This is a genomic window from Solibacillus kalamii (genome assembly GCF_002174535.1).
Lineage (GTDB): Bacteria > Bacillota > Bacilli > Bacillales_A > Planococcaceae > Solibacillus > Solibacillus silvestris.
The window spans coordinates 25,162-47,559 of record NZ_NHNT01000004.1; the positions used below are offsets into that span (position 1 = coordinate 25,162).

Consider the following 22,398-nt stretch of genomic DNA (forward strand, 5'->3'; position numbering starts at 1 on the left):
AAAATGACAGTAGCAAATGAAGTGAAAATTAAATCAGGTCACGTGAAAACAGGTAAATATACATCATTTGTCCATGAAGCAGGTTCAAAGACAAATGAAACGATCTTATTTTTACACGGTTCAGGTCCTGGTGTAACGTCAATCGCCAACTGGAGTTATGCATTAAATGACTGTGGGAATGACTTCCACTGTTTAGCACCTGACCTATACGGCTTTGCGGATAGTGATCATCCGGATGAACCGCTTAAAAACCGCCAATTGTGGATGGATTGCTGGGTAGAGCAATTAATTGAGCTGCTAGATTACTATGAAATCGAAAAAGCCCATGTAGTAGGGAACTCGTTAGGCTGTTCCATTGCGCTAGAACTGTTGCTTGAATATCCTGAACGGTTTGACCGCGTTGTATTAATGGGTCCAGGCGGCACACCTAATACGAAACTAAGTTTAGAGTTGGCACGCGCAAAATCGTTCTATGACAATCCTTCTAAAAAACGTCTACAGCAAATTATGGGCTGGTTCGTTTACGACAAGGATGCGATGCAACCGGTTATTGACGGTCTAACAGATGCACGCTATGCCAATGCGATGCGAGAAGAAGTAAAGCGCTCAAATAACTCGATTTTCTCGACAGCAGCTGTACCGATTCCAGTCGTAGCGTTAAACCGCATCAACCATCAGATTTTATTAATCCATGGTCAAAACGATAAAGTATGCTCAATCGAATCAAGCTATTATTTAGCAGAACATATTCCAAACGCACAATTGCATGTATTTCCTCAATGCGGTCACTGGACACAAATTGAGAAAAAAGAATCATTCAATTATTTAATTCAACAATTCTTTAACCGTAAAATTTAATTCCTTCTAAGTGTTTTCCGCTGAATGAAAATAAAGCGCTTACAAAATGAAGTGGAAGTGATTTGAAAATGTTAAATGAACAAGCAGATATCGTCATAGTAGGTGCCGGAAACGCCGCGTTATGCGCGGCCATTTCGGCAGCGGAACATGGCGCAAAAGTAACGGTACTGGAAATTTCCTCTGAAGAAGAAAAGGGAGGAAATACGACTTATACGCACGGATCTATTCGCTTTGCTTTTAAAGATGGAGAAGAGGTTCGGCAATTGCTTCCGGATATGACGGATGAAGAATTTGCGATGACGGATTTCGGCAGCTATCCAAGTGAACAGTTTTTTGACGACGTCTGTACGATGTCAAACTTTCGTACAGATTACGATTTAACATCGATTATGACCGACAAGAGTTTTGAAACGATGCAGTGGTTACTCGATCACAATATTAAATTCATCCCGATCTATGGTCGCCAAGCATATAAAATAGACGGAAAATTCAAATTTTGGGGCAACATGGTCATTGAAGCAGTCGGCGGCGGAAAAGGCTTAGTTGATGCATTACATAATGAAGCCAATCGTTTAGGGATTACTATCCATTACAACACAGCTGCTGTTGATTTAGTAACGGAGCAGCGTAAAGTAAAAGGGATTATCGTCCGTCACGCAGGTGAAGAGCGTCAAATTGACTGCCAGGCGATCGTGCTGGCAAGCGGCGGCTTCCATGCAAATGTGGAAATGCGTACGAAATATTTAGGGCCTGGCTGGGATACGGTTCATACGCGCGGTTGTAAATTTAACGTGGGAGACGGATTACGAATGGCGATGCAGCTTGGTGCCCGTACAACAGGAAACTGGTCTGGTGCACACGCAGTTGGAGGCGACCGTTATTTACCGGACTATAAGGAAGGCTTCCAAAAATTAAGCTATCCATTCGGTATTCTCGTTAATAATGACGGCAAACGCTTTATAGATGAAGGCTCTGATTTTCGAAATTATACGTACGCCAAACTTGGACGTGAAATATTAAAGCAGCCGGGGCAATGTGCATGGCAAATTTTCGATGCCAAAACAAAATCTTTCCTGCGCGAAGAATACGAAGGGCGTCACGTATCGAAAGTGTCCGCACCTACTCTGGAACAATTAGCCGAAAAAATGGACGGCATCAATAAAAATCGTTTCCTGCAGGAAGTTCATGCATTTAATGCAGCTGTCAACCGTGATGCGGTATTCAACCCTAATATATTGGACTGCAAAGCAACAATTGGTTTGGACGTACCGAAGTCCAATTGGGCAAACCCGATTGAAGAAGGTCCGTTTGAAGCGTATGCCATCGGGTGCGGTATCACATTTACGTACGGCGGTTTGAAAATCTCGAAAAAAGCGGAAGTCATTCATAATGATTTCACAATAATAGATGGTTTGTATGCAGCAGGTGAAATTGTCGGTGGTTTGTATTACGACAATTATCCGGGTGGTGCGGGTTTAACTTCCGGCGCGGTATTTGGCCGCATTGCAGGTGAACAGGCCGCAAAATATAGCCGAAGAAAAATTACGATTTAAGGGAGGAAGTTTTATGACAATTATAGAGCGCAAAGTAAAAACAGGCGATTACGAAACATTCATTATGGAGGGCGGTATCGGAAATAAAGATGCGGTTATTTTAATTCACGGATCTGGCCCTGGAGCAAATGGTAAAGCGAACTGGCAATTTGTCATCGATGATTATGCGGAAGATTTCCATGTAGTCGCCCTTGATCTATTCGGTTTCGGCAACACGGACCATCCGGAGGAATATCCGGAAAACGGTGTGCAATGGATGTCGGTACGCGTGAAGCAAGTACTCGACGTAATGGATGCGCTGAACATTGAAAAAGCAAATCTGATCGGAAACTCATTAGGAGGCGTAGTAGCAACATATTTAAATATGGCTGCTCCAGAGCGCTTCAATAAAATTGTGCTAATGGGTGCGGGTGTTTCATTGTCACAGCCAACACCGGAGCTATCAAAACTGGCAAACTTCCATTTAGACCCGACAAAAGAAAACTTGCGAAACTTACTGAGCTGGTTCGTCTATGACTTGGAACGTATGCAGGACTTTGTGGATCAAGTAGTAGAGGCACGTTGGGAAGCATTCCAACGCCCGGAAATTCAGCGTTCTTACCGTGAAAACTTTACACGTTCAACAATGATAGAATTCCAAATTCCGCAAACGGCACTAGAGCGTATGCAAAATGAATTTTTATTAATCCATGGTTACCACGACCGTTTCGTGCCAGTACAAAGCAGCCTTTATGCGCTGGAACACTTACCAAATGCAGAGCTGCACATCTTAAAAAGATGCGGTCACTGGGCAATGATCGAACAGCGTGAAGAATTTTTACACGCGACAAAGCACTATTTCACAAAGGATAAAAAAGAAGTACATTCTTAATCATAATAGGGGGCTATATCATGGGAGAAACAGTAGTAAGTACATTGTCTGTAAGCGAAATGCTTGTTGAGAACGCTCGCCAGCTCATTCCGAAATTACGTGAAGCAACATTGGAAATTGATAGAAACAGCCAAATTCCAAATGAAATCATTCAGGAAATGCGTGAAAAAGGATTATTGAAGGTTTTACGACCAAAAATTTTCGGTGGACATGAAACAAGCATGCAAAATTACTTTGATGTCGTAACTGAAATCAGCCGCGGAAATCCGTCTGCCGGATGGTTCACAGCGTTAAGCAATATTCGCGATTACATGATTTCCTATGTATACGGCGAAAAAGCGCTAGCAGAGATTTTTGGACCAAACCGCGATAATGATGTGATTTTAGCAGGTAACTTCAAACCGATCCGTATCGATATTGAAAAAGTTGATGGCGGTTACTTCATTAAAGACGCACAGTGGCCTTTCGTATCAGGTGCTCCGTATGCTGACTGGTTCTACTGTGGCGCACCGGTTGACGATGGCAATGGCGGAATTGAAATGGCTATTTTAATCGTGCCTCGTGAAGATGTAACAGTTTTGGATGACTGGGATGTAGTCGGATTAAAAGGATCAGGCAGTAACAGTATCGTCATTAAGGAAGTGTTTGTCCCGGATCACCGCATTTCATTAGACCGCTTAGCTCAGCAGCGTCATTATATGATTGATGAATTAAAAGACAATCCGTTATACCGCACACCATTCGTACCGTCACTGACATTATCAATTGCAGCACCGGTATTAGGCACAGCTCTTGGCGGATTTGATGTCCATATGGAACGAGTGAATAAAGCGGGTATCGGCAATACATTCTACAACAAAATGTCAGATGCCCCGCTGACACATTTACAAATAGCGGAAATCGATCTGAAGTTGGAGTGCGCAAGATCGTTATTCGAAAATGCGATTAAAATTTTGGACGATTACTCAACGAGCGGCAAGGAATTCACGCAAAAAGTAAGTATTCGCATTAAGGCACAGTACGGCTATGCCAACCAATTATGTAAGGAAGCCTATGATTTGATGCTGGCGGGATCAGGTTCGGTATTTGCTTACAATAACAACGTATTCCAAGCATTTTACCGCGACTTTATTACGATGCACTTACACGCATTCATTACACCGTCAAGCTTGCTTGAAACACATGGACGTTTAATGGTGGATCTAGAGCCAAACACATATTTTGCATAGATAAATAAATAATCAAAAAAGGGGAATGCACTATGACAAATCCGGAAATTTCAAAACTTGGCCACTTTGGTTTAGTAAGTACAGATTTAGAAAAATCACTTTGGTTTTTTAAAGAAGTTATCGGTCTTGAAGAAACAGAAGAAGCAGACGGTGTTCACTATTTACGTGCATGGGGTGATTTCGAGCATCATACATTAACACTTCGTGCCGGTGAAGAATCTCGCCTTGATCATATTGCATGGCGTACAAAACGACCTGAAGATGTAGATGCTTTTGCTGAAAATCTGCAAAAAGAAGGAATCGAAATCAACTGGGTAGAGGAAGGCACGGAAAGAGGCCAAGGAAAAGCTTTCCGCTTCCAGCTGCCGAGTAAACATACTTTCGAAATTTACTTTGATATGGAGAAAACATTGGCTGCACCGGAAACACGTTCCGTATTAAAAAATCAGACGCATAAATCATGGAATAGAGGCGTATCACCGCGTCGTATTGACCATGTGAATCTATTAAGCTCTATACCTGCAAATGAATTTTCAGATTTTATGATACAACACTTAGGCTTTAACTTACGTGAATATGTGGAAGCACCGGACGGCAGCTATTTAGGCGCATGGTTAAGTGTAACACCACTCGTACACGACATTGCATTCAGCTTTGACCCGCATTCCGCTTCTACACACGAAGTACACCATATTTCATACTGGTTGGATAATGCTCAGGATTTACTGCGTGCAGCGGATATTTTAAAAGAAAACGGTATTGAGTTTAAAGGACCAGGAAAACACGGTATTTCACAGGCGATGTACATTTATGCAATTGACCCTGGTAGTGGCGTACGTCTGGAAATCTTCACAAATGGCTACTTGATTTTCGAGCCGGATTGGGAGCCAATTCGTTGGACATTAGATGAGATGAGCTTAGGTTTCACTTATTGGGGCGATCAAATGGACAATAACCCAGAAAATAACCCGACAATTAAAGCGTAACAATGTTTCGCAGCAAAGCGGATAGTTTACGAAGTGAAAATATGATCTGCAAAGAGGGGGCTTCATTATGATGGATGATCGTTTATTTAGAAATGCGATGGGTAAGTTTGCGACAGGTGTTACCGTCATTACAACAGAGCACGATAAACAAGAGCATGGTATGACAGCGAATGCATTCATGTCTGTTTCTTTAGAGCCGAAACTGGTTGTAATTTCAATCGGAGAAAAGGCACGCTGCCTGCCAAAAATTAAAGAGAGCGGCATTTTTGGTGTAAATATTTTAGCTGAAGATCAACAAGATTATTCAATGGTTTTTGCCGGTCAAAAGAAAGATGAAGTAGTAGAGGTAACTTTTGAGCGATTGGCAGGGGTACCGGTTTTACAAGGGGCCATCGCACAGATCAGCTGTGATGTTGTATCGGAGTATGTCGAAGGTGACCACACATTATTCATCGGCAAAGTACGGGATATTAAGCTGGATGATTCGAAAGAGCCATTATTATTCTACGCGGGCAAATACCGTTCATTAGAAACAATTACTGTATAACAGGGGGATTCAAATTGGATATTCAACAAGCTGCAAGTGCCTTATTAACTGCTGAACGTTCGAAACAGCCAATTGAACCTTTCACGTCGTCAACTGATATTTCAGTTGACGACGCTTATCATATTCAGCTGTTGCAAATTAAGGAGAAATTGAAGGAAGCTGAATTGGTAGGCATGAAGGTTGGATTAACGAGTGAAGTCATGCAAAAAATGTTTAATGTAGATACACCTGATTTTGGCCATATTTTGAGCACGATGGTATATGAAAATAACAGTACTATTTCGAAATCACAATTTATTCAACCGAAAGTAGAGTTCGAAATTGCTTTTTTGTTAAAGGAAGATTTAAAAGGGCCGAATGTGACTGTTGAACAAGTATTACAAGCAACAAAAGCGATTGCACCAGCAATTGAAATCATCGATAGTCGCATTATGGACTGGAAATTTAAATTTGAAGATACGGTAGCAGATAATGGTTCGTCTGCCGGGGCAATTATTGGCACACCATCTGATTTACCATCTTTTGAAGAGCTCGCGAACATTCCGATAGTCGTGAAGAAAAATGGTGAAGTGGTCGATCAAGGTGTGAGCAGCGCAGTAATGGGGAACCCGGCGAAAGCAATTGCCTGGCTTGCCAATATGTTAAGTGAATATGATATCTCACTGAAAGCAGGTCAATTCATTTTAGCAGGCGCAATTACAGCAGCAGTATTTTTCGAAGTGAATGACGAGTTTGAAATTGATTTCGGTAAGTATGGACAGCTAAAAGTACGATTTACAGATTAAGGATTGAGGTGAGCAAATTGACGAAATTAAAAGTAGGCATCATCGGTTCAGGGAATATCGGTACGGATTTAATGTATAAAATTGAGCGTTGTGATGCACTGGAAATGGCGGTTATGGTTGGTATTGATCCGCAATCAGAAGGTTTGGCACGTGCACGTGAACGTGGCTATATAGCAATCGAAAATGGTATTGAAGGATTTAAATCACAGTTAGATCTAGTTGATATCGTTTTTGATGCGACGAGTGCCTATGCTCACAGAGAAAACTACGAGGTAATTAAAGCTGCAGGTAAAAAGATGATTGATTTAACGCCGGCAGCAATAGGACCATTCACTGTTCCGCCAGTAAATTTGAGTGAGCACTTTGAAAAAGACAATGTCAACATGGTAACGTGCGGCGGTCAGGCAACGATTCCGGTTGTGGCAGCAATTTCCCGTGTTGTGCCTGTTGACTATGCCGAAATCGTCGCAACGGTCGCAAGTAAAAGTGCGGGCCCGGGAACACGCGCAAATATCGATGAATTTACACGGACAACGGCAAATGCAATCGAAGTAGTCGGCGGTGCGAAAAAAGGGAAAGCGATTATCATTTTAAATCCTGCAGAACCACCAATTATGATGCGTGATACCGTCCATGCGCTCGTAGCCGAGACTGGGAAAGAAGAAGAAATCCGCGCTTCTATAAAAGAGATGATTGAGGAAGTAAAAACATACGTCCCGGGCTATCGTTTATGCGGTGAACCAATTTTTGAAGGCAATAAAGTATCAGTTCTATTAGAAGTCGAAGGGATTGGCGATTTCTTCCCGCCTTATTCGGGAAATTTGGACATTATGACGGCAGCTGCTGCACGTGTAGCAAATGAATTAGCCAAAAATCTAATAGCGCAAGGAGCGGTTGTGCGATGAGAGACATTCATATTTTAGATGTATCGTTACGAGACGGCAGTCACTCCATGAAGCATCAATATTCCGAGCAACAAGTACGTGACATTGCCAGAGGATTAAATCAGGCAGGTGTAGAATATTTTGAAGTCGCACATGGTGATGGCTTAGGAGGATCGAGCTTGCAGTACGGTCTATCTGCTGTAGACGAACTGAAGTTAATCGAAGCAGCTGCCAATGAATGTACCGATTCAAAAGTAGCTGTCTTACTTATTCCCGGCATCGGGATTAAGGATGATTTAAAAAATGCCGTGAATGCAGGCGCAAAAATGGCACGTGTTGCAACACATGTGACAGAAGCGGATATTTCAGCACAGCATATTGCCTATAGCCGTGAATTGGGACTGAAAACTGCCGGGTTTTTAATGATGGCACATATGGCGCCGACAAGTGTCATTGTCGAGCAGGCAAAATTATTTGAAAGCTACGGCGCCGAAATCGTGTATGTGACGGATTCAGCAGGTTACCTTTTACCAGACCAGGTCACGGAACGTATTCGGGCACTGAAAGAAAACATCGGCTGTGAAATCGGCTTCCACGCACATAATAATATGTCACTGGCGATGGCCAATTCTTTGGCAGCAATTGAAGCGGGCGCTACTTATATTGACGGATCATTGCGTGCACTGGGGGCAGGCAGCGGCAATACGCAAACCGAAGTGTTGGTTGCTGTATTGCAGCGGATGGGCATTCAAACAGGTGTTGATTTATATAATATTATCGATGTCGCAAATGACATCGTCGCACCAATTTTACCTCGTCCTCAGGAAATATCAGGTTCGAGCCTAATTATGGGATATGCAGGCGTGTATTCAAGCTTCTTGCTACATACAGAAAAAGCTTCCAAGCAATTCGGTGTAGATGAGCGCGATATTTTAGTTGAGCTTGGCCGCCGTAAAACAGTCGGCGGACAAGAAGATTTAATTTACGAAGTGGCACAGAGTTTGCGTAAGTAATGAAAAGCTCTGTTGATATTACGATGATAAATGAAATAAACCGATAATGTTGAATGCTACCTTAATATAAATGAGGTAGCTTTTTATTCATCAACTATTTTTAAATACTTTTATAGATAAAGAAGGTGAGTGCATGAAGATTTGTGGGAAATACCGCGCGAAATTTGCAGATGGCCCAATCTGGCATCAGGCATACGGTGTGATTTGGCTCGATATTGCGAATAAAAAAATTATAACTTTCAACCCGGAAACGGAAAAAGAAGATGTGTATGATGCAATGGGCTGGATTCAATCAATCATCCCGACAGCAGAAGGTCAGTTTATTGGAGTTTATAAAGACGGCCTCTATTTAATCAATTTTAAATTAGGCCTGAAAAAACCGTTTGTTTTGCCGCCAGATCTGTCTGAATTACATTTTTTAAATGATTCTAAATGTGGACCAGATGGACGACTATGGGTGGGCTCTTCAGACGGTTTTTTTAAAAAGTTTAAAGAAACACCGCAAACTGCATTTTCTAACTATCCATTCGAAAATGCGAAATTAATTTCCGTTGATGCAGAAGGCGAAATTCAGACGCATCTATCGAAAGTAGCGATATCAAATGGTTTGGAATGGGATCGCAAAACAAATAAATTTTATCACATTGATTCGTCGAAGCATGCAATCTTTCAATATGAATTAACAGAAAGGGGACAGCTGCTTTTTGAAAAAGTTGTTTACACGTTCAAAATGGTCGAAGGGTATCCGGCCGGTATGACGATCGATAGTGAAGGTAATTTATATGTAACGTTATTTAAAAGCGGTCTTATGGCAAAAACAAGTAAGGAACAAACCCGTGTGGTATGTATCAATCCACAGGACCAGCAGATCAAAGAAGAATTTATCATACCCGTCTCCCATGTCACTTCCTGCACAATCGGCGGGAAAAATTTGGACAACTTATATGTAACAACAGCTTATGAATCTTTGCCGGAAGCGCGTATAAAAGAAGAGCCGCTAGCAGGCTATTTACTGCAGTTTCCGTTAAAAACGACAGGTGTATTACCTTACGAGTTTATGTTGGCTAGCAGCGGAAACGATTAGTAAAATTCAGTAATTTTTTACTAAAAGTTAGATTTTTCTGAATAAAAGTTTCCTAGATATCAAAAAGTACATTTTGTAACATTGAAAACAATAAGAAGTTATTCATATACATCATTTTGAGGGGGAATTACAGTGGCACCAGAAATCGCTAAATTAGGCCATGTTGCTTTAGTGTCAACAGATATGGAAAAGTCATTAGTTTTCTTTAAAGAGATTATTGGTTTGGAAGAAACAACGGAAATTGACGGTGTTCACTATCTACGTGCTTACAGTGATTTCCAGCACCATACATTGAGCATTGAAGCCGGTGAAAATGCTCACGTAAAGCATATTGGCTGGCGTACAAAAACAGCTGACTGTGTTCTAGGATTCAAAGAACTTTTAGACGAGCAAGGGATAGCTGTTCAGGAATATCCAAAAGGCACAACACCGGGCATCGGTGATTCGATCCGTTTTCAATTACCAAGCGGACATACATTTGAACTTTATTATGAGGTTGAAAAATCTAAGGCTGCATCAGATAAAGCTTCGATTCTAAAAAACCAAGTATATAAATCATGGAATAAAGGGATTTCGCCTCGTCGATTTGATCATGTAAACATTCATACGACGACAGATGTAGATGAATCCTATGAGTTTTTAATGGAAGTGCTCGGTTTCAATATGCGTGAATATGTACGTGGCGATGACGGTATATTGGCCGGCTGGATGAGTGTGACACCACTTGTGCATGATGTGGCGATGATAAAAAAGGAAACGCTTCCAACACCAGCCCGACTCCATCATATTTCTTACTGGCTGGATGATACACAGGATATTTTACGTGCTGCAGATATTTTAAAAGAAAATAATCTGCCATTTATCGGTCCAGGTAAACACGGTGTATCTCAGGCGATCTACTTATATGTAATGGATCCGGGAAGTGGTTGCCGTGTGGAATTATTTTCGGGGGGTTACCTGATTTTCGAACCAGATTGGGAACCGGTTGAGTGGACATTGGAAGAACGGGCCTTAAGCAATACATATTGGGGCGACAGTGTGCAGGATAAAGAATTAAACAATATTACGATTGAAGCAAGGTAAGGTCTAAAGTGCATAAACCACTAAATTACGCCATCATAGAGAGGTTGTGAAGGAGCATGAAAATAATTATCGTAAATGAAAATAATCTACCGATTGTCCAGCAAAATAGCGAACCGGCAGTAATGGCATTAGGATTTTTTGATGGTGTGCATAAAGGCCATCAGGAAGTGATTTTAGCAGCCCGAAAAAAAGCCCGGAAAAATGGCTTGAAATTGGCTGTGATGAGTTTTTTCCCCCATCCGAAAACGGTCTTTTCAAATGAAGAAGTGGACTATTTAATGCCGATGGAGAAAAAGGCCGAACGCTTTCAGTCCTTAGGTGTCGATCTGTTCTATATTGTGGATTTTACGAAATCGTTTGCTGCTCTTCAGCCGAAGCAATTTGTACAGCAATATTTAGTGGGGCTTCAAGTGCAGTATGCTGTAGCAGGTTTTGACTATACGTACGGAGCTAAAGGAGCCGGTACGACTACTACGATTCACTCTGACAGCGACTGCAAAATTATAGTCGACATTGTGAAGCGTTTTTCCATTTCAGGTAAAAAGGTGAGCTCGACATGCATTCGGGAAAAATTGAAACGGGGCTATGTCGAAGAAGTAACAGCGTTATTAGGAAAGCCGTACAGCGTCCAGTACTCGGTGAAAAACGGTCTGCATGATTACTATACACTTCCTCAATGCGGAGAATACTACGTCACGATTTTAGCCGGCAAGCGCGCTATCTCGCAAAAAGTGTATGTGAAGAATACCGAGGACATTATTTTTTACCATGATTTAAATATTGATGATTGTTCGATTTACTTTCATCAACGCGCAACCCAAAAATACCAAGAAATTAGTTGAGAGGCTGGTTAAACTTGAAAAAAACAGAGATGTTTCAACAGTTATTAGCAAGTAAAGACACATTTATATTACCGGGCGCCTTTGATGCAATGACGGCCCGCATTATCGAAGAAACCGGGTTTAAGGCCATTTATGCAACAGGAGCCGGCATTTCAAATGCGCAGCTTGGCTGGGCGGATGTCGGACTGACGACTTTAACGGAAATCGCCCAGGTTGTTTCCTGGATGAGTGAAGTGACAACGGTTCCGATTGTCGTTGATGCCGATACAGGCTTCGGCAACGCCATCAATATGCAGCGAACAGTAAAGGTACTGGAAAAAGCTGGTGCAGCTGCATTGCAGATTGAAGACCAGGTCATGCCGAAAAAATGCGGTCATTTCAACGGGAAAGAAGTAATATCAAAGGATGAAATGGTCGGCAAAATTAAAGCTGCTCTTGACGCACGTACAGATGATCAGCTAGCGATCATTGCGCGTACGGATGCGTTAGGTGTCCTTGGTTTCGATGAAGCAATTGAACGAGCAAATGCTTATAAAGAGGCAGGTGCACATGCAATTTTTGTGGAAGCGCCAACTACGTATGAGCAATTGTCCCGTATTACAAAAGAGGTACCTGGTATCCCGCATATTATTAATCTTGTAGAAGGTGGTAAAACGCCTTTAGTATCACGTCAGGAAGCACAAAATTTAGGCTTCCAGATTATGCTGTGTGCCAACTCGGCTTTACGTGGTGCGATTAAAGGTGCTACCGATGCAATGCAAATTTTAATGCGGGATGAAAGTCAGGAAAACATTCATGATGTCATTTGCACATGGGAACAACGCCAAGAATTGTTTAAATTAAAAGAAATTCAACAACTGGAAAAACAATATTCTTAATATTCAGAAAGATGGTGTGGATATGAGTGGAGTGGACTATGATTTAGTCATTGTTGGTTGCGGTGCAGCAGGAACAGCATCTGCATTAGCTGCAGCTGAACGAGCGAAGGAACAAAATGAAAATTTAACGATTGCCATTTTAGAGCGTGCACCTTTTGAACAGCGCGGTGGTAATACACGCTGGACGGCTGCTTATATGCGTATGGAAAATATCGATAAGCCGGCAGATGGTCTTGTTGAGGATATGGTCTCATTTTCAGATTCATTCATGGATCGTACCTATGCCGAAACATTACGTGATGAGGCGGGAGAAACATTGCGCTGGGTAGAGTCAAAAGGTGTTGATTTTGACTACCTACCTACGATGTTTTTAACAGCATCAAGACCCCGCCTGTTACCGATTGGCGGAGGACGCGCGATTATTGATGCACTCACTTTACGCGCACGTGCTTTAGGTGTGGAAATCATTTATGAAACAACTGCTTGGGATTTAACGCTCGATGATGAAGGTGCGATCAATGGCATTAAAGTACGTATGGCTGACGGAACATCAATCGTACTGAAAACAACTGCGGTCATTTTAGGTGCAGGCGGTTTCCAAGGAAACAAGGAAATGATGGCACAGTATATCGGCCGCCATGCACATAAAATTCCGCCGGTATCTGAAGGTGGCCTGTTTAATAAAGGCGAGGCAATCCGCATGGCATTAAATATCGGTGCTGCCGGAAAAGGGCAGTTTGATGCTTTCCATGCAGAAACAGTAGACCCGCGCAGTAAACGCGAAGAAGCGGGCGTCATGCTGTTCCCGTATGCCATCCTCGTGAATAAGCAAGGAAAACGCTTTACGGATGAAGGGGTTACAACAATTGATGAACAGTATGAAGAAGTAGCACGCAAAATTTTTTACGAATGTGAAGACCATATTGCTTACATGATTACCGACCAAAAAATGTATAACATTCCGAATTATGAAGAGGCGCTGCAAACCGATATCCCGGCAATCGTCGGAGAAACAATTGAAGATATTGCAAATCAAATTGGTGTGAATGCAGAAAACTTAAAGCACACAATCGATGAATTTAATGCAGCTTGCCCGACAGGTGAATTTATCTACAACCGTGTCGATGGCCTTGCAACAACTGGCTTGGCATTAAATAAATCGAATTGGTCCATTCCGATTAACGAAGGTCCGTTTATTGCATATCCGATTATTTGCTGCAACGTATTTACGAATGGCGGGTTAGCTACAGATTTAAACGGCCGTGTCCTAACGGGTGATGAAGTAGCGATTCCTGGTTTATATGCTGTAGGGGAAACTTCTGGTGTATATTACGGCAAATACCCGGGTGGTACATCGGTACTGCGTTGTTTAGTATTCGGTCGCCGAGCAGGGCATGATGCAGTGCGGTATATCGGGGAAAGAGAAAAGTCGTATCAATAGGGAGGTTTATATGGAATTACTAGGTAAAGTAGCGCTTGTGACAGGCGGCGGTCGGGGAATCGGTAAAGAATCTGCCTTATTACTAGCTTCAAAAGGTGCGAAAGTTGCTGTTTGTGCGCGCAATGAACAAGAATGTGCAGAAGTGCAGCAGCTGATTGAAACAAAATATAATGTCCCGTCCATCGGAATTAAATGCGATGTTTCGGATTATGCACAAGTCCAGGAAGCTGTAGCAGTTGTCGCAAAGGAGCTTGGACCAATCGATATATTGATCAATAATGCTGGGGCGATGGCATTGAAGCCATTTACGGAAACAACGCCCGAAGAATGGATTAAAATGCACGATATTAATGTACATGGCCCTTATTACTTCTGCTATGAAGCGGTTCCTTCGATGATTGAAAGACGTACAGGTGCGATCATCAATATTTCTTCAATATGGGGGACGAAAGGTGGTCCGAACCGTAGTGCCTACATCTCGTCCAAACATGCGGTAATCGGTTTTTCAAAAGCATTGGGTGAAGAGTTAAAGCCATACGGTATACGAGTAAATGCCGTTTGCCCAGGCCCGGTTGATACACAGATGACCAATGAACTTGGAGCAAACTTGAATAAAGACGGCTGGTTGGATGCCATTGATATTGCCAATGTCATCGTGGATCTTGTACTGCCGAAGAGCCGCGCGATTACTGCCACTTCAGTAGAGGCATTCGGATTCGGTGCACCAGTTGGATTAGCTAAATAACAATTAAAAGGGGATATTAAAATGACAGAATTAACGTATTCATTCCAGCAAAACACAGTGACTTTAGATTTAGCGAAGAAAATGTTAGAGAAAGCAGAGATAAAAGGGAAAGAGCTAGGCATGAAGTTCGCAATTTCTATCGTGGACAAAGCCGGAAATTTAAAAGCATTTTCAGCTATGGACGGTGCGCCGGTATTAGCGCTGGAAATCGCACAAAATAAAGCATTCTCGGCAGCAGCATATAATCGTGCTACACATGAATGGTACGACCGACTAAAAGATGATCCACCACTAATGGAAGGTCTTGTTCATACAAATCGTCTCGTTATTTTCGGAGGGGGTTATCCGATTCAATTAAATGGTGAATGCATCGGAGGAATCGGTGTAAGCGGCGGTCACTATACACATGATATGCAAGTCTGTGAAGCCGCTCTTGAACTATTGGCCGAAACAGTTAAGGAGGCGTAGTGCGGATGAGCCGTGACCATCTTATAATTGTTGGTGCGGGTATGGCAGGACTTTGTGCAGCAGTGGAGGCTTCTGCTGCTGGCGCAAAGGTCATTGTCCTGGAAAAACAAGCTGAAATTGGCGGCAGTTCCTTATTAAGCGGCTGTTTTATGGCCTTCGCCGAGACGGATTTTCAGAAGAAGCTCGGTATTGAAGATACGACAGAAAGCTTAATGGAAGATTTCCTAGCTGTAGGTCAATATAAAAACAAACGTACACTCATTGAAGCATACGGTAAACATCAGCTTGCTACATACAACTGGCTTGTCGAACAGGGTGTCCAATTCCAAACATGCCAAGCTGTAAGCGGACATTCCAACCCGCGCGGACATACGATCATTCCTAGCCAGGCAATTGGCCAATTACGTGCAAATGCTGAAGCAAATGGCGCAATAATTAAAACCAATGCACCCGTTGTACGTTTAGTAAAAAATAATGAGCAAGTAGTTGGTGTTGTATACGAAGAGAACGGTGAACAGATCGAACTTACTACGGATTATGGTGTCATGTTAACAGCGGGCGGTTTTTCTCAAAGTGAAGAGCTGCTGGCACAATTTGCTCCGCAGTTAGCGAATACTGTTCGTCTCGGTGGGGCGGGTAATAAAGGCGACGGGATAAAACTTGCGGCTTCGGCAGGTGCATGGCTCGAAGATTTTACTTATTTGAAGGGCACATACGGCTTCCACCCAACATCGACAAATGATAAGAAACGTCAGGCCCATACGTTTTATAAAGGCGGCATCATTGTGAACGAGCTCGGTAAGCGCTTCGTGAATGAATCCATTTCGTATAAGCTGCTTGGTGATGCAGCACTACAACAACCAAATTGCCGGACCTTTCAAGTATGGGATCAGACGGTCATGGACAAAGGTGTCGAAAATGATGCACTTTATGATTTTGATTTACTTTACAAAGAAGGTTTAATTGAAAGCTTTGACACAATTGAACAGTTAGCAGAGAAAGCAGGTCTACCGATAGACGCGCTGCAGCAAACGATTTCCACGTATAATTCCGATGTGAAAAAGGGGCAGGATACAGCATTTGGCCGTACATCGCTCACACATAAATTCGGTACACCAACGGCAATCGAAACAGCTCCGTTTTATATAATGGAAACTGCAACAGCGATGCTTGCTACGTATGCAGGTGTCCAAGTTGATGAACATACGCATGTGCTCAATCCATTCGATGAACCAATCCAAGGTTTATATGCAGCCGGCGAAATGGTCGGAGGTTTCCACGGAGCGGGTTATATGACGGGCAGTTCTTTAGGAAAAGCCGCAATTTTCGGCCGTATAGCTGCAAGAACAGCAATACAAGCCAAAAAGCAGGAGGTACTTAAATGAAAATTTGGCACCAAAGCTTAACATCAATTGAAGATATTCAGGAATATCGCGATGCGGTCATTCAGCATATTTTAAAAATTGCGCGTCCGGATGTAGATGTCGTCCTTCACGGTATGACGAATGATACGTACCCGGAAAATTATCCCGGTCACTATATTACGTACAACTATTTACAAAGCCTGCATAAGGAGCAGTTTATCCGCAATGCATTAATCGCGGAAAAGGCGGGTTATGATGCAGTGTTTATTGGTACGATTCCGGACGTTGGCTTAATCGAGGCACGTGCGCTTGTTGATATCCCGGTGATCGGTTACGGTCAATCGTCGATGCATATGGCATCAATGCTTGGATCGAAAATAGGGATTGTTAACTTCCTGGCACCGTTAGCCGATCAGCTGCGCTTCAATGCACAGCAATACGGGTTATCACAAAAGCTTGGACCGATCGTACAGGCGGACATCGGCTTCTACGATATTATGGAAGGCTATAAAAATCCCCAGCCAATTATCGATAAATTTATTGCAGCTGCTGAAACTGCAATTGCGCAAGGTGCGGATGTTATTATTCCTGGTGAAGGGCCGATGAATATTTTCCTGGCAACCCATCATATTCACCATGTCGGCAATGTCCCGATTATCGATTCTTTTGGTACAGGAATTAAAACGTGTGAATCGCTTGTTGATCTGCAGAAGATAAGCGGTATGACGGTGACACGTGTAGGCTATTACAACGAAAAACCCCCAACGGAAATTGTTGAAAAGTTAAGAGACTATTATAATTTGAAACAAGCAGCAGCTGATATGGATTTCGGCCTATCTGTCCGCGCTACGGCATCTGTATAATTTCTTTTATTTCTCAAAAGTATTTAATTAAATTATTGAAAACCGGAGAAATCAATTGCTATAAGGATTGATTTCTTTTTGTGTGAGGGAGAAAGAAAAAACTGATTGAATAAAGAAAAAAACTAAGTAAGAAAAGGCTATTAAAATTGATTGGAATGGAGGGGCGACTCCTTGGGGATAAGCGTGACGCCTGAGACTACAGGCTCAGGCCACGCCCCCGGAAAGCGTCCCCGGAATGGAAATCAATTTTTGGCTGAGCCGACTGTTTTCCTCACCTTCAGACGGTAGCGGTATGGGGTTAACTGATAGTATTCCCGAAATACTTTAGTGAAGTAATTGCCGTCCGTGAAACCGACCATTTCCGCGATTGTCCCTATCCCTAAACTCGTTTCTATTAATAGCTTTTCGGCTTGCTGTACGCGGTACTGCTGTAAATATTTCCGGAACGGAATACCTCGTTTTTTTGAAAATACATTGCTCAAATAGTTGGTGCTTATATTTAATTTATTCGCTGCATGCTGTAATGTCAGCTCAGCACTTTTATAGTCCCGCTCAATTATTTCGACAGCCAACTCCGTATAGTCAGCAATTTGCTGTAGCTGTAAATTTTTCCGCGCATCCATCAACCGCTGTGTAAATAAAATAAACTCCTGTACAATCGCATATAAAATTGGGTGCTCTAATATAAAATGGAACAGTGCGCGGTATTGCTGTTCGATTTTTGCTTGCTGCTGCAGATGATACTTCATCATAAACCGGCGAATTTGCGCTAAAATACTCGTCAAATGAATACGCACATCATCCTGATGATAATAGGTAGAACTTGTTGTGAGCATATATAAAAAAGTCTTAATTGCTTTTAAATCACCGTTTTCAAGACTCGTAATCCAAAGCTGCTGTTCTTCAGGGGTTAAAAGCGGATCAAGCCTTGTCACATGAAGTGTTTGTGAGCTTTTAAAAATATGGGAATACCCTTTATAAAAGCGCTGAGCCAATTTTTTTTTACATGCCTGATACATTGTCAGCAAAGTTGTCTCCTCGCCGTCATAAACAGCAATATTCAGCGATTCCCCATTGAATTTCTCCCATTCCTGACTCATGATTCTAAGCTGCCTGAATAGATTGGTAAAAACATCGATTTCAGCAATACAAATCACACGGTTTTGCAGCGGCAGGGCTAATAGATTATGAAAAATAGGCAATTCAATGAGCCACTCATACAGCATTAAGTTATGCTCGTAGTCTGCACACTCAATTAAGAAGAAAGACTTTCCATCTAATGAGAAATTCCCAGGCTTATTTAAAAACAAATCCGAATATAATTGAGTTTCGACTGGAATGGTACTGCTTGAAGTTTCTGCCCGCCTAGTCGAAGGGATTTTCAGCAATGCAGACTTTAGCTGCTCCAATGGAACGGGCTTCACAAAAAGATCTATTGCCTTTAAGCGGATTGCTTTCATTGCCTGCTGAAAAATAGGTTCCGCTGTTATTCCGATAACAGGGATCGCCTGCTTTTGTAAAAATTGCTCTATGGATGGAGAAACAAGTTCCATTTCAATAAGTAGTACTTCCGGCCTCGCTTCTTCAAAAGCTTCAATTATTCTACTGCCATCTATTACGCCAATTACTTCAATATCCCGCATAAAATAGTTTTTTAAATACCACTCAATTCCGGCGATTTCCTCAAAATCCCGCTCAGCAATTAAAATTTTCAATCAAACACCACCTTTAAAAATTACTAATTCATATATAAATTCTAAAAATCATTCAAATTAATTTTACTTTATTCAAATATTACTATAATCGATGTTTTTATTCTATTTATTCGGAATTGAAAGAAAACTAAACTGAAAATAACAAAGGGGTGGTTGAATGACAAAGTACCAGGAAGAACATGAACTGTCGAAAATAGGACAGTTTGAAATGAGCATTTTAATTAAAATGGTGATTTGCAGTTTAATCGGGATTTTTAGTTTTTTTATCACATTTGAATGGAATGGGAAAACATCGATTTTAATTGACCATGTTGTAAGCGCTCTCACAACATTTGCACCCGCGTTAGTAAATGGATATGTGTTGATTCTTTTAGTACTCGGCGCATTTTATCCATTTGTCACGAAGAAGTGGAAGACTTCAAAAGTTAACATGGTGCTGTCCATTTTTAAATTAGGCGGACTAGTTGCTGGGGTAATGCTTATTTTTGGATTTGGTCCTGCCTGGTTGTTTAATCCGGATATCGGTCCATTTTTATTAGAAAAACTTATTAAGCCGGTAGGGTTGGTCATTCCGATTGGGTCGGTTTTCTTAGCATTGCTCGTTTGCTATGGCTTGCTTGAATTTATAGGGGTGTTCATGCAGCCGGTAATGAAACCGATTTTCAAAACACCTGGCCGCTCAGCAGTCGATGCCGTAGCTTCATTTGTTGGCAGCTATTCGGTCGGCTTAATATTGACGAACCGTGTGTATAAGGAAGGGAAGTATACAGCGAGAGAATCAGCCATTATTGCTACGGGCTTCTCTACAGTGTCAGCTACCTTTATGGTAGTCGTCGCGAAAACACTGGATTTAATGGAATACTGGAACCTGTTTTTCTGGGTGACATTAGTTGTGACATTCATCGTTACAGCTATTACTGCCCGAATTTATCCGCTAAATAAAATTAAAGATGAGTATTATGAAGGTTCAACTCCTCAGCCTGAAAAGGTTGTAAAAAACGATCGTCTAAAAGTGGCCTGGACAGAAGCGGTGGAAGCAACTAAAACGAACCCGTCTTTACCTAGAAACTTATACATTCATTTAAAAGACGGTTTTATTATGGCGATGGGTGTCATTCCTTCCATTTTATCGATTGGATTATTAGGAATGGTATTAGCAATTTATACACCGCTATTCGATTGGCTGGCATACATTTTTGCGCCATTTACGTATTTACTGCAAATTCCAGATCCGATGCTGACAGCTAAAGCATTGTCATTATCGATTGCGGAAATGTTTCTACCCGCTATGATCGTAACTGAGTCGGTACTTGTAACGAAATTTATCGTAGCCGTCGTTTCGATTTCAGCTATTTTATTCTTCTCAGCTGTCATTCCGGTTATTTTATCGACAGACATCCCGTTATCAATTCGCCAAATGATCATTATCTGGTTTGAGCGAGTTGTCTTAACACTCATTTTCGTTACACCAATAGCATTTATCTTATTCTAACTTCAAATTAAAGGAGAGATTTCTTATGGTATATAAAACAAACATCCGTGCACCACGTGGTTCTGAGCTTTCATGTAAAGGGTGGACACAGGAAGCGGCAATGCGCATGCTGATGAACAATTTAGATCCGGAAGTAGCGGAAAATCCGGATGAGCTAGTTGTATATGGCGGTATCGGGAAAGCGGCACGTGATTGGGAAAGCTATGAAAAACTCATTGCGACATTAAAAGAACTGGAAAATGATGAAACGATGATTGTGCAGTCAGGTAAACCGGTCGCAGTATTTAGAACACATGAAAATGCACCGCGCGTACTGATCGCCAACTCGAACCTGGTGCCTGGCTGGGCGAACTGGGACCATTTCTATGAACTGGAAGAACGTAACTTAATGATGTACGGGCAAATGACGGCAGGCTCCTGGATTTATATTGGGGCACAGGGAATTCTCCAAGGAACATATTTAAGTTTTGTGGAAGCAGGGAAAAAGAAGTTTGGAACAGCCGACCTTCGTGGTAAGTGGATACTAACTGGTGGTATGGGTGGCATGAGTGGTGCCCAGCCATTAGCAGGAAAAATGGCGGGTGCGGTCATTTTAGTTGTTGAAGTGGACCGTGCGCGAATCGAACGGAAAATAAATGAAGGCTACTGTGATTACCTTGTCGAAACAGTAGATGAGGCGATAGAACTTGTAAATAAGTTAACGGCTGCTAAAGAACCAGCATCAATTGGTTTAGTAGGAAACTGTGCGGACATTAACCGTGAGCTGTTGAATCGTGGCATGATTCCGGATTTTGTTACAGACCAGACATCTGCCCACGACCCGATTAACGGCTATATTCCAAACGGGATGACCTTGGAAGAAGCACTTCAATTGCGCAAAACCGATGTGAAAACATATGAACGCCGTGCAAAGGAAACGATGGCAGAGCATGTGCGAACAATGCTTGAATTCCAGCAGGCAGGAGCGGAAACATTCGATTACGGAAACAATATCCGCGCCTATGCAAAGGAAATGGGTGTGGAAAACGCTTTTGACTTCCCGGGATTTGTACCGGCATATATCCGCCCGCTATTCTGTGAAGGAAAAGGACCGTTCCGCTGGGCAGCACTGTCAGGTGACCCGGAGGATATTTACAAAACAGATGCTTTGGCAAAAGAAATGTTTGCTGAAGACACAGCATTAGTAAACTGGATTGATATGGCACAGAAAATGGTGAAATGGCAAGGATTACCTGCCCGTATTTGCTGGCTGGGGTATGGCGACCGCCACCGATTTGCACTAAGAGTGAACGAGATGGTTGCAAACGGTGAATTGAAAGCGCCGATTGTATTCGGCCGTGACCATTTGGACTCCGGATCAGTCGCTTCACCAAACCGTGAAACAGAGGGGATGCAGGACGGATCCGATGCTGTATCAGACTGGCCGTTATTGAATGCGCTCGTCAATACAGCAGGCGGTGCGAGCTGGGTGAGCATTCATCATGGTGGCGGTGTAGGAATGGGGTATTCCCAACATGCCGGCCAAGTACTTGTTGCTGACGGCACAAAGCTGGCAGCAGAAAAAATCAATCGCGTGCTTATTTCAGACCCGGGTATGGGGGTTGTACGCCATGCAGATGCAGGCTACGACATTGCAGTTCGCACAGCAAAAGAAAAAGGTATCAATATGCCGATGCTAAAAGGATGATGAACTTTGG

General features: G+C 42.4%; 21 protein-coding genes. 20 read left to right on the forward strand and 1 reads right to left on the reverse strand.

The window, feature by feature from the left end; genetic code table 11:
• Positions 1–3 precede the first annotated feature (3 nt).
• The 18 genes from CBM15_RS08170 (at position 4) to CBM15_RS08255 (ending at position 17,494) form a co-directional block, all read left to right on the forward strand.
• Entirely contained in the window at positions 4–858 is an 855-nt protein-coding gene (locus tag CBM15_RS08170; protein ID WP_087617057.1) for an alpha/beta fold hydrolase, read from the forward strand.
• 68 nt (positions 859–926) lie between these two features.
• Complete coding sequence (tcuA, locus tag CBM15_RS08175) at positions 927–2,411, forward strand: FAD-dependent tricarballylate dehydrogenase TcuA (RefSeq protein ID WP_087617059.1); 1,485 nt, start codon at positions 927–929, stop codon at positions 2,409–2,411.
• Between the two features lie 13 nt (positions 2,412–2,424).
• Entirely contained in the window at positions 2,425–3,282 is an 858-nt protein-coding gene (locus tag CBM15_RS08180) for an alpha/beta fold hydrolase (protein ID WP_087617061.1), read from the forward strand.
• Between the two features lie 20 nt (positions 3,283–3,302).
• Positions 3,303–4,511 carry an acyl-CoA dehydrogenase family protein gene (locus CBM15_RS08185; protein ID WP_087617063.1) on the forward strand — a complete coding sequence of 403 codons (1,209 nt, stop codon included), beginning with the start codon at positions 3,303–3,305 and terminating at the stop codon, positions 4,509–4,511.
• Between the two features lie 32 nt (positions 4,512–4,543).
• Entirely contained in the window at positions 4,544–5,497 is a 954-nt protein-coding gene (locus CBM15_RS08190; RefSeq protein ID WP_008407963.1) for a VOC family protein, read from the forward strand.
• A gap of 70 nt (positions 5,498–5,567) precedes the next feature.
• Positions 5,568–6,044, forward strand: a complete 477-nt coding sequence (locus tag CBM15_RS08195) for a flavin reductase family protein (protein WP_179946262.1) — start codon at positions 5,568–5,570, stop codon at positions 6,042–6,044.
• Positions 6,045–6,058: 14 nt separating this feature from the next.
• A complete protein-coding gene (locus tag CBM15_RS08200; protein ID WP_087617065.1) occupies positions 6,059–6,829 on the forward strand; it encodes a 2-keto-4-pentenoate hydratase in 771 nt (256 codons plus the stop codon).
• A gap of 17 nt (positions 6,830–6,846) precedes the next feature.
• Positions 6,847–7,734, forward strand: a complete 888-nt coding sequence (locus tag CBM15_RS08205; protein ID WP_087617067.1) for an acetaldehyde dehydrogenase (acetylating) — start codon at positions 6,847–6,849, stop codon at positions 7,732–7,734.
• The gene (gene dmpG, locus CBM15_RS08210; RefSeq protein WP_008407967.1) at positions 7,731–8,726 is read left to right on the forward strand and encodes a 4-hydroxy-2-oxovalerate aldolase; all 996 of its coding nucleotides are present in this window, start codon (positions 7,731–7,733) and stop codon (positions 8,724–8,726) included. The genes CBM15_RS08205 and dmpG overlap by 4 nt, the downstream gene beginning before the upstream one ends.
• A 133-nt stretch (positions 8,727–8,859) precedes the next feature.
• A complete protein-coding gene (locus CBM15_RS08215; protein WP_087617069.1) occupies positions 8,860–9,810 on the forward strand; it encodes an SMP-30/gluconolactonase/LRE family protein in 951 nt (316 codons plus the stop codon).
• Positions 9,811–9,942: 132 nt separating this feature from the next.
• Positions 9,943–10,893, forward strand: a complete 951-nt coding sequence (locus CBM15_RS08220; protein WP_087617072.1) for a VOC family protein — start codon at positions 9,943–9,945, stop codon at positions 10,891–10,893.
• 56 nt (positions 10,894–10,949) lie between these two features.
• Complete coding sequence (locus CBM15_RS08225; protein ID WP_087617074.1) at positions 10,950–11,735, forward strand: FAD synthetase family protein; 786 nt, start codon at positions 10,950–10,952, stop codon at positions 11,733–11,735.
• Positions 11,736–11,749: 14 nt separating this feature from the next.
• Positions 11,750–12,613 carry an isocitrate lyase/PEP mutase family protein gene (locus tag CBM15_RS08230; protein ID WP_087617076.1) on the forward strand — a complete coding sequence of 288 codons (864 nt, stop codon included), beginning with the start codon at positions 11,750–11,752 and terminating at the stop codon, positions 12,611–12,613.
• A gap of 22 nt (positions 12,614–12,635) precedes the next feature.
• Positions 12,636–14,054, forward strand: a complete 1,419-nt coding sequence (locus tag CBM15_RS08235) for an FAD-dependent oxidoreductase (RefSeq protein WP_087617077.1) — start codon at positions 12,636–12,638, stop codon at positions 14,052–14,054.
• A gap of 10 nt (positions 14,055–14,064) precedes the next feature.
• Positions 14,065–14,799 (forward strand): SDR family NAD(P)-dependent oxidoreductase, encoded by a 735-nt coding sequence (locus tag CBM15_RS08240; RefSeq protein ID WP_087617078.1) that lies wholly within the window; start codon positions 14,065–14,067, stop codon positions 14,797–14,799.
• A 21-nt stretch (positions 14,800–14,820) separates the two neighbouring features.
• Positions 14,821–15,267, forward strand: coding sequence for a GlcG/HbpS family heme-binding protein (locus tag CBM15_RS08245; protein WP_087617079.1), 447 nt, complete (start codon positions 14,821–14,823; stop codon positions 15,265–15,267).
• Positions 15,268–15,272: 5 nt separating this feature from the next.
• Positions 15,273–16,652, forward strand: coding sequence for an FAD-dependent oxidoreductase (locus tag CBM15_RS08250; protein WP_087617080.1), 1,380 nt, complete (start codon positions 15,273–15,275; stop codon positions 16,650–16,652).
• Positions 16,649–17,494 (forward strand): aspartate/glutamate racemase family protein, encoded by an 846-nt coding sequence (locus CBM15_RS08255; RefSeq protein WP_087617081.1) that lies wholly within the window; start codon positions 16,649–16,651, stop codon positions 17,492–17,494. The genes CBM15_RS08250 and CBM15_RS08255 overlap by 4 nt, the downstream gene beginning before the upstream one ends.
• A gap of 242 nt (positions 17,495–17,736) precedes the next feature.
• On the opposite strand, the gene CBM15_RS08260 is transcribed toward CBM15_RS08255, so the two are convergent.
• On the reverse strand, positions 17,737–19,209 hold the full coding sequence (locus CBM15_RS08260) for a helix-turn-helix domain-containing protein (protein ID WP_087617082.1): 1,473 nt from the start codon (positions 19,207–19,209) through the stop codon (positions 17,737–17,739).
• Between the two features lie 157 nt (positions 19,210–19,366).
• On the opposite strand from CBM15_RS08260, the gene CBM15_RS08265 reads away from it, so the two are divergent.
• Both CBM15_RS08265 and hutU read left to right on the forward strand, forming a co-directional pair.
• Positions 19,367–20,701 (forward strand): YjiH family protein, encoded by a 1,335-nt coding sequence (locus CBM15_RS08265; protein ID WP_087617083.1) that lies wholly within the window; start codon positions 19,367–19,369, stop codon positions 20,699–20,701.
• Between the two features lie 25 nt (positions 20,702–20,726).
• On the forward strand, positions 20,727–22,388 hold the full coding sequence (hutU, locus tag CBM15_RS08270; protein ID WP_087617084.1) for a urocanate hydratase: 1,662 nt from the start codon (positions 20,727–20,729) through the stop codon (positions 22,386–22,388).
• Positions 22,389–22,398: the final 10 nt, after the last annotated feature.

Coding starts and splice junctions, on each gene's coding strand:
- CBM15_RS08240 (WP_087617078.1), top strand. CDS start 14,065: ATGGAATTACTAGGTAAAGTAGCGCTTGTGACAGGCGGCGGTCGGGGA.
- CBM15_RS08265 (WP_087617083.1), top strand. CDS start 19,367: ATGACAAAGTACCAGGAAGAACATGAACTGTCGAAAATAGGACAGTTT.
- CBM15_RS08250 (WP_087617080.1), top strand. CDS start 15,273: ATGAGCCGTGACCATCTTATAATTGTTGGTGCGGGTATGGCAGGACTT.
- hutU (WP_087617084.1), top strand. CDS start 20,727: ATGGTATATAAAACAAACATCCGTGCACCACGTGGTTCTGAGCTTTCA.
- CBM15_RS08215 (WP_087617069.1), top strand. CDS start 8,860: ATGAAGATTTGTGGGAAATACCGCGCGAAATTTGCAGATGGCCCAATC.
- tcuA (WP_087617059.1), top strand. CDS start 927: ATGTTAAATGAACAAGCAGATATCGTCATAGTAGGTGCCGGAAACGCC.
- CBM15_RS08170 (WP_087617057.1), top strand. CDS start 4: ATGACAGTAGCAAATGAAGTGAAAATTAAATCAGGTCACGTGAAAACA.
- CBM15_RS08235 (WP_087617077.1), top strand. CDS start 12,636: ATGAGTGGAGTGGACTATGATTTAGTCATTGTTGGTTGCGGTGCAGCA.
- CBM15_RS08180 (WP_087617061.1), top strand. CDS start 2,425: ATGACAATTATAGAGCGCAAAGTAAAAACAGGCGATTACGAAACATTC.
- CBM15_RS08185 (WP_087617063.1), top strand. CDS start 3,303: ATGGGAGAAACAGTAGTAAGTACATTGTCTGTAAGCGAAATGCTTGTT.
- CBM15_RS08225 (WP_087617074.1), top strand. CDS start 10,950: ATGAAAATAATTATCGTAAATGAAAATAATCTACCGATTGTCCAGCAA.
- CBM15_RS08195 (WP_179946262.1), top strand. CDS start 5,568: ATGGATGATCGTTTATTTAGAAATGCGATGGGTAAGTTTGCGACAGGT.
- CBM15_RS08255 (WP_087617081.1), top strand. CDS start 16,649: ATGAAAATTTGGCACCAAAGCTTAACATCAATTGAAGATATTCAGGAA.
- CBM15_RS08245 (WP_087617079.1), top strand. CDS start 14,821: ATGACAGAATTAACGTATTCATTCCAGCAAAACACAGTGACTTTAGAT.
- dmpG (WP_008407967.1), top strand. CDS start 7,731: ATGAGAGACATTCATATTTTAGATGTATCGTTACGAGACGGCAGTCAC.
- CBM15_RS08190 (WP_008407963.1), top strand. CDS start 4,544: ATGACAAATCCGGAAATTTCAAAACTTGGCCACTTTGGTTTAGTAAGT.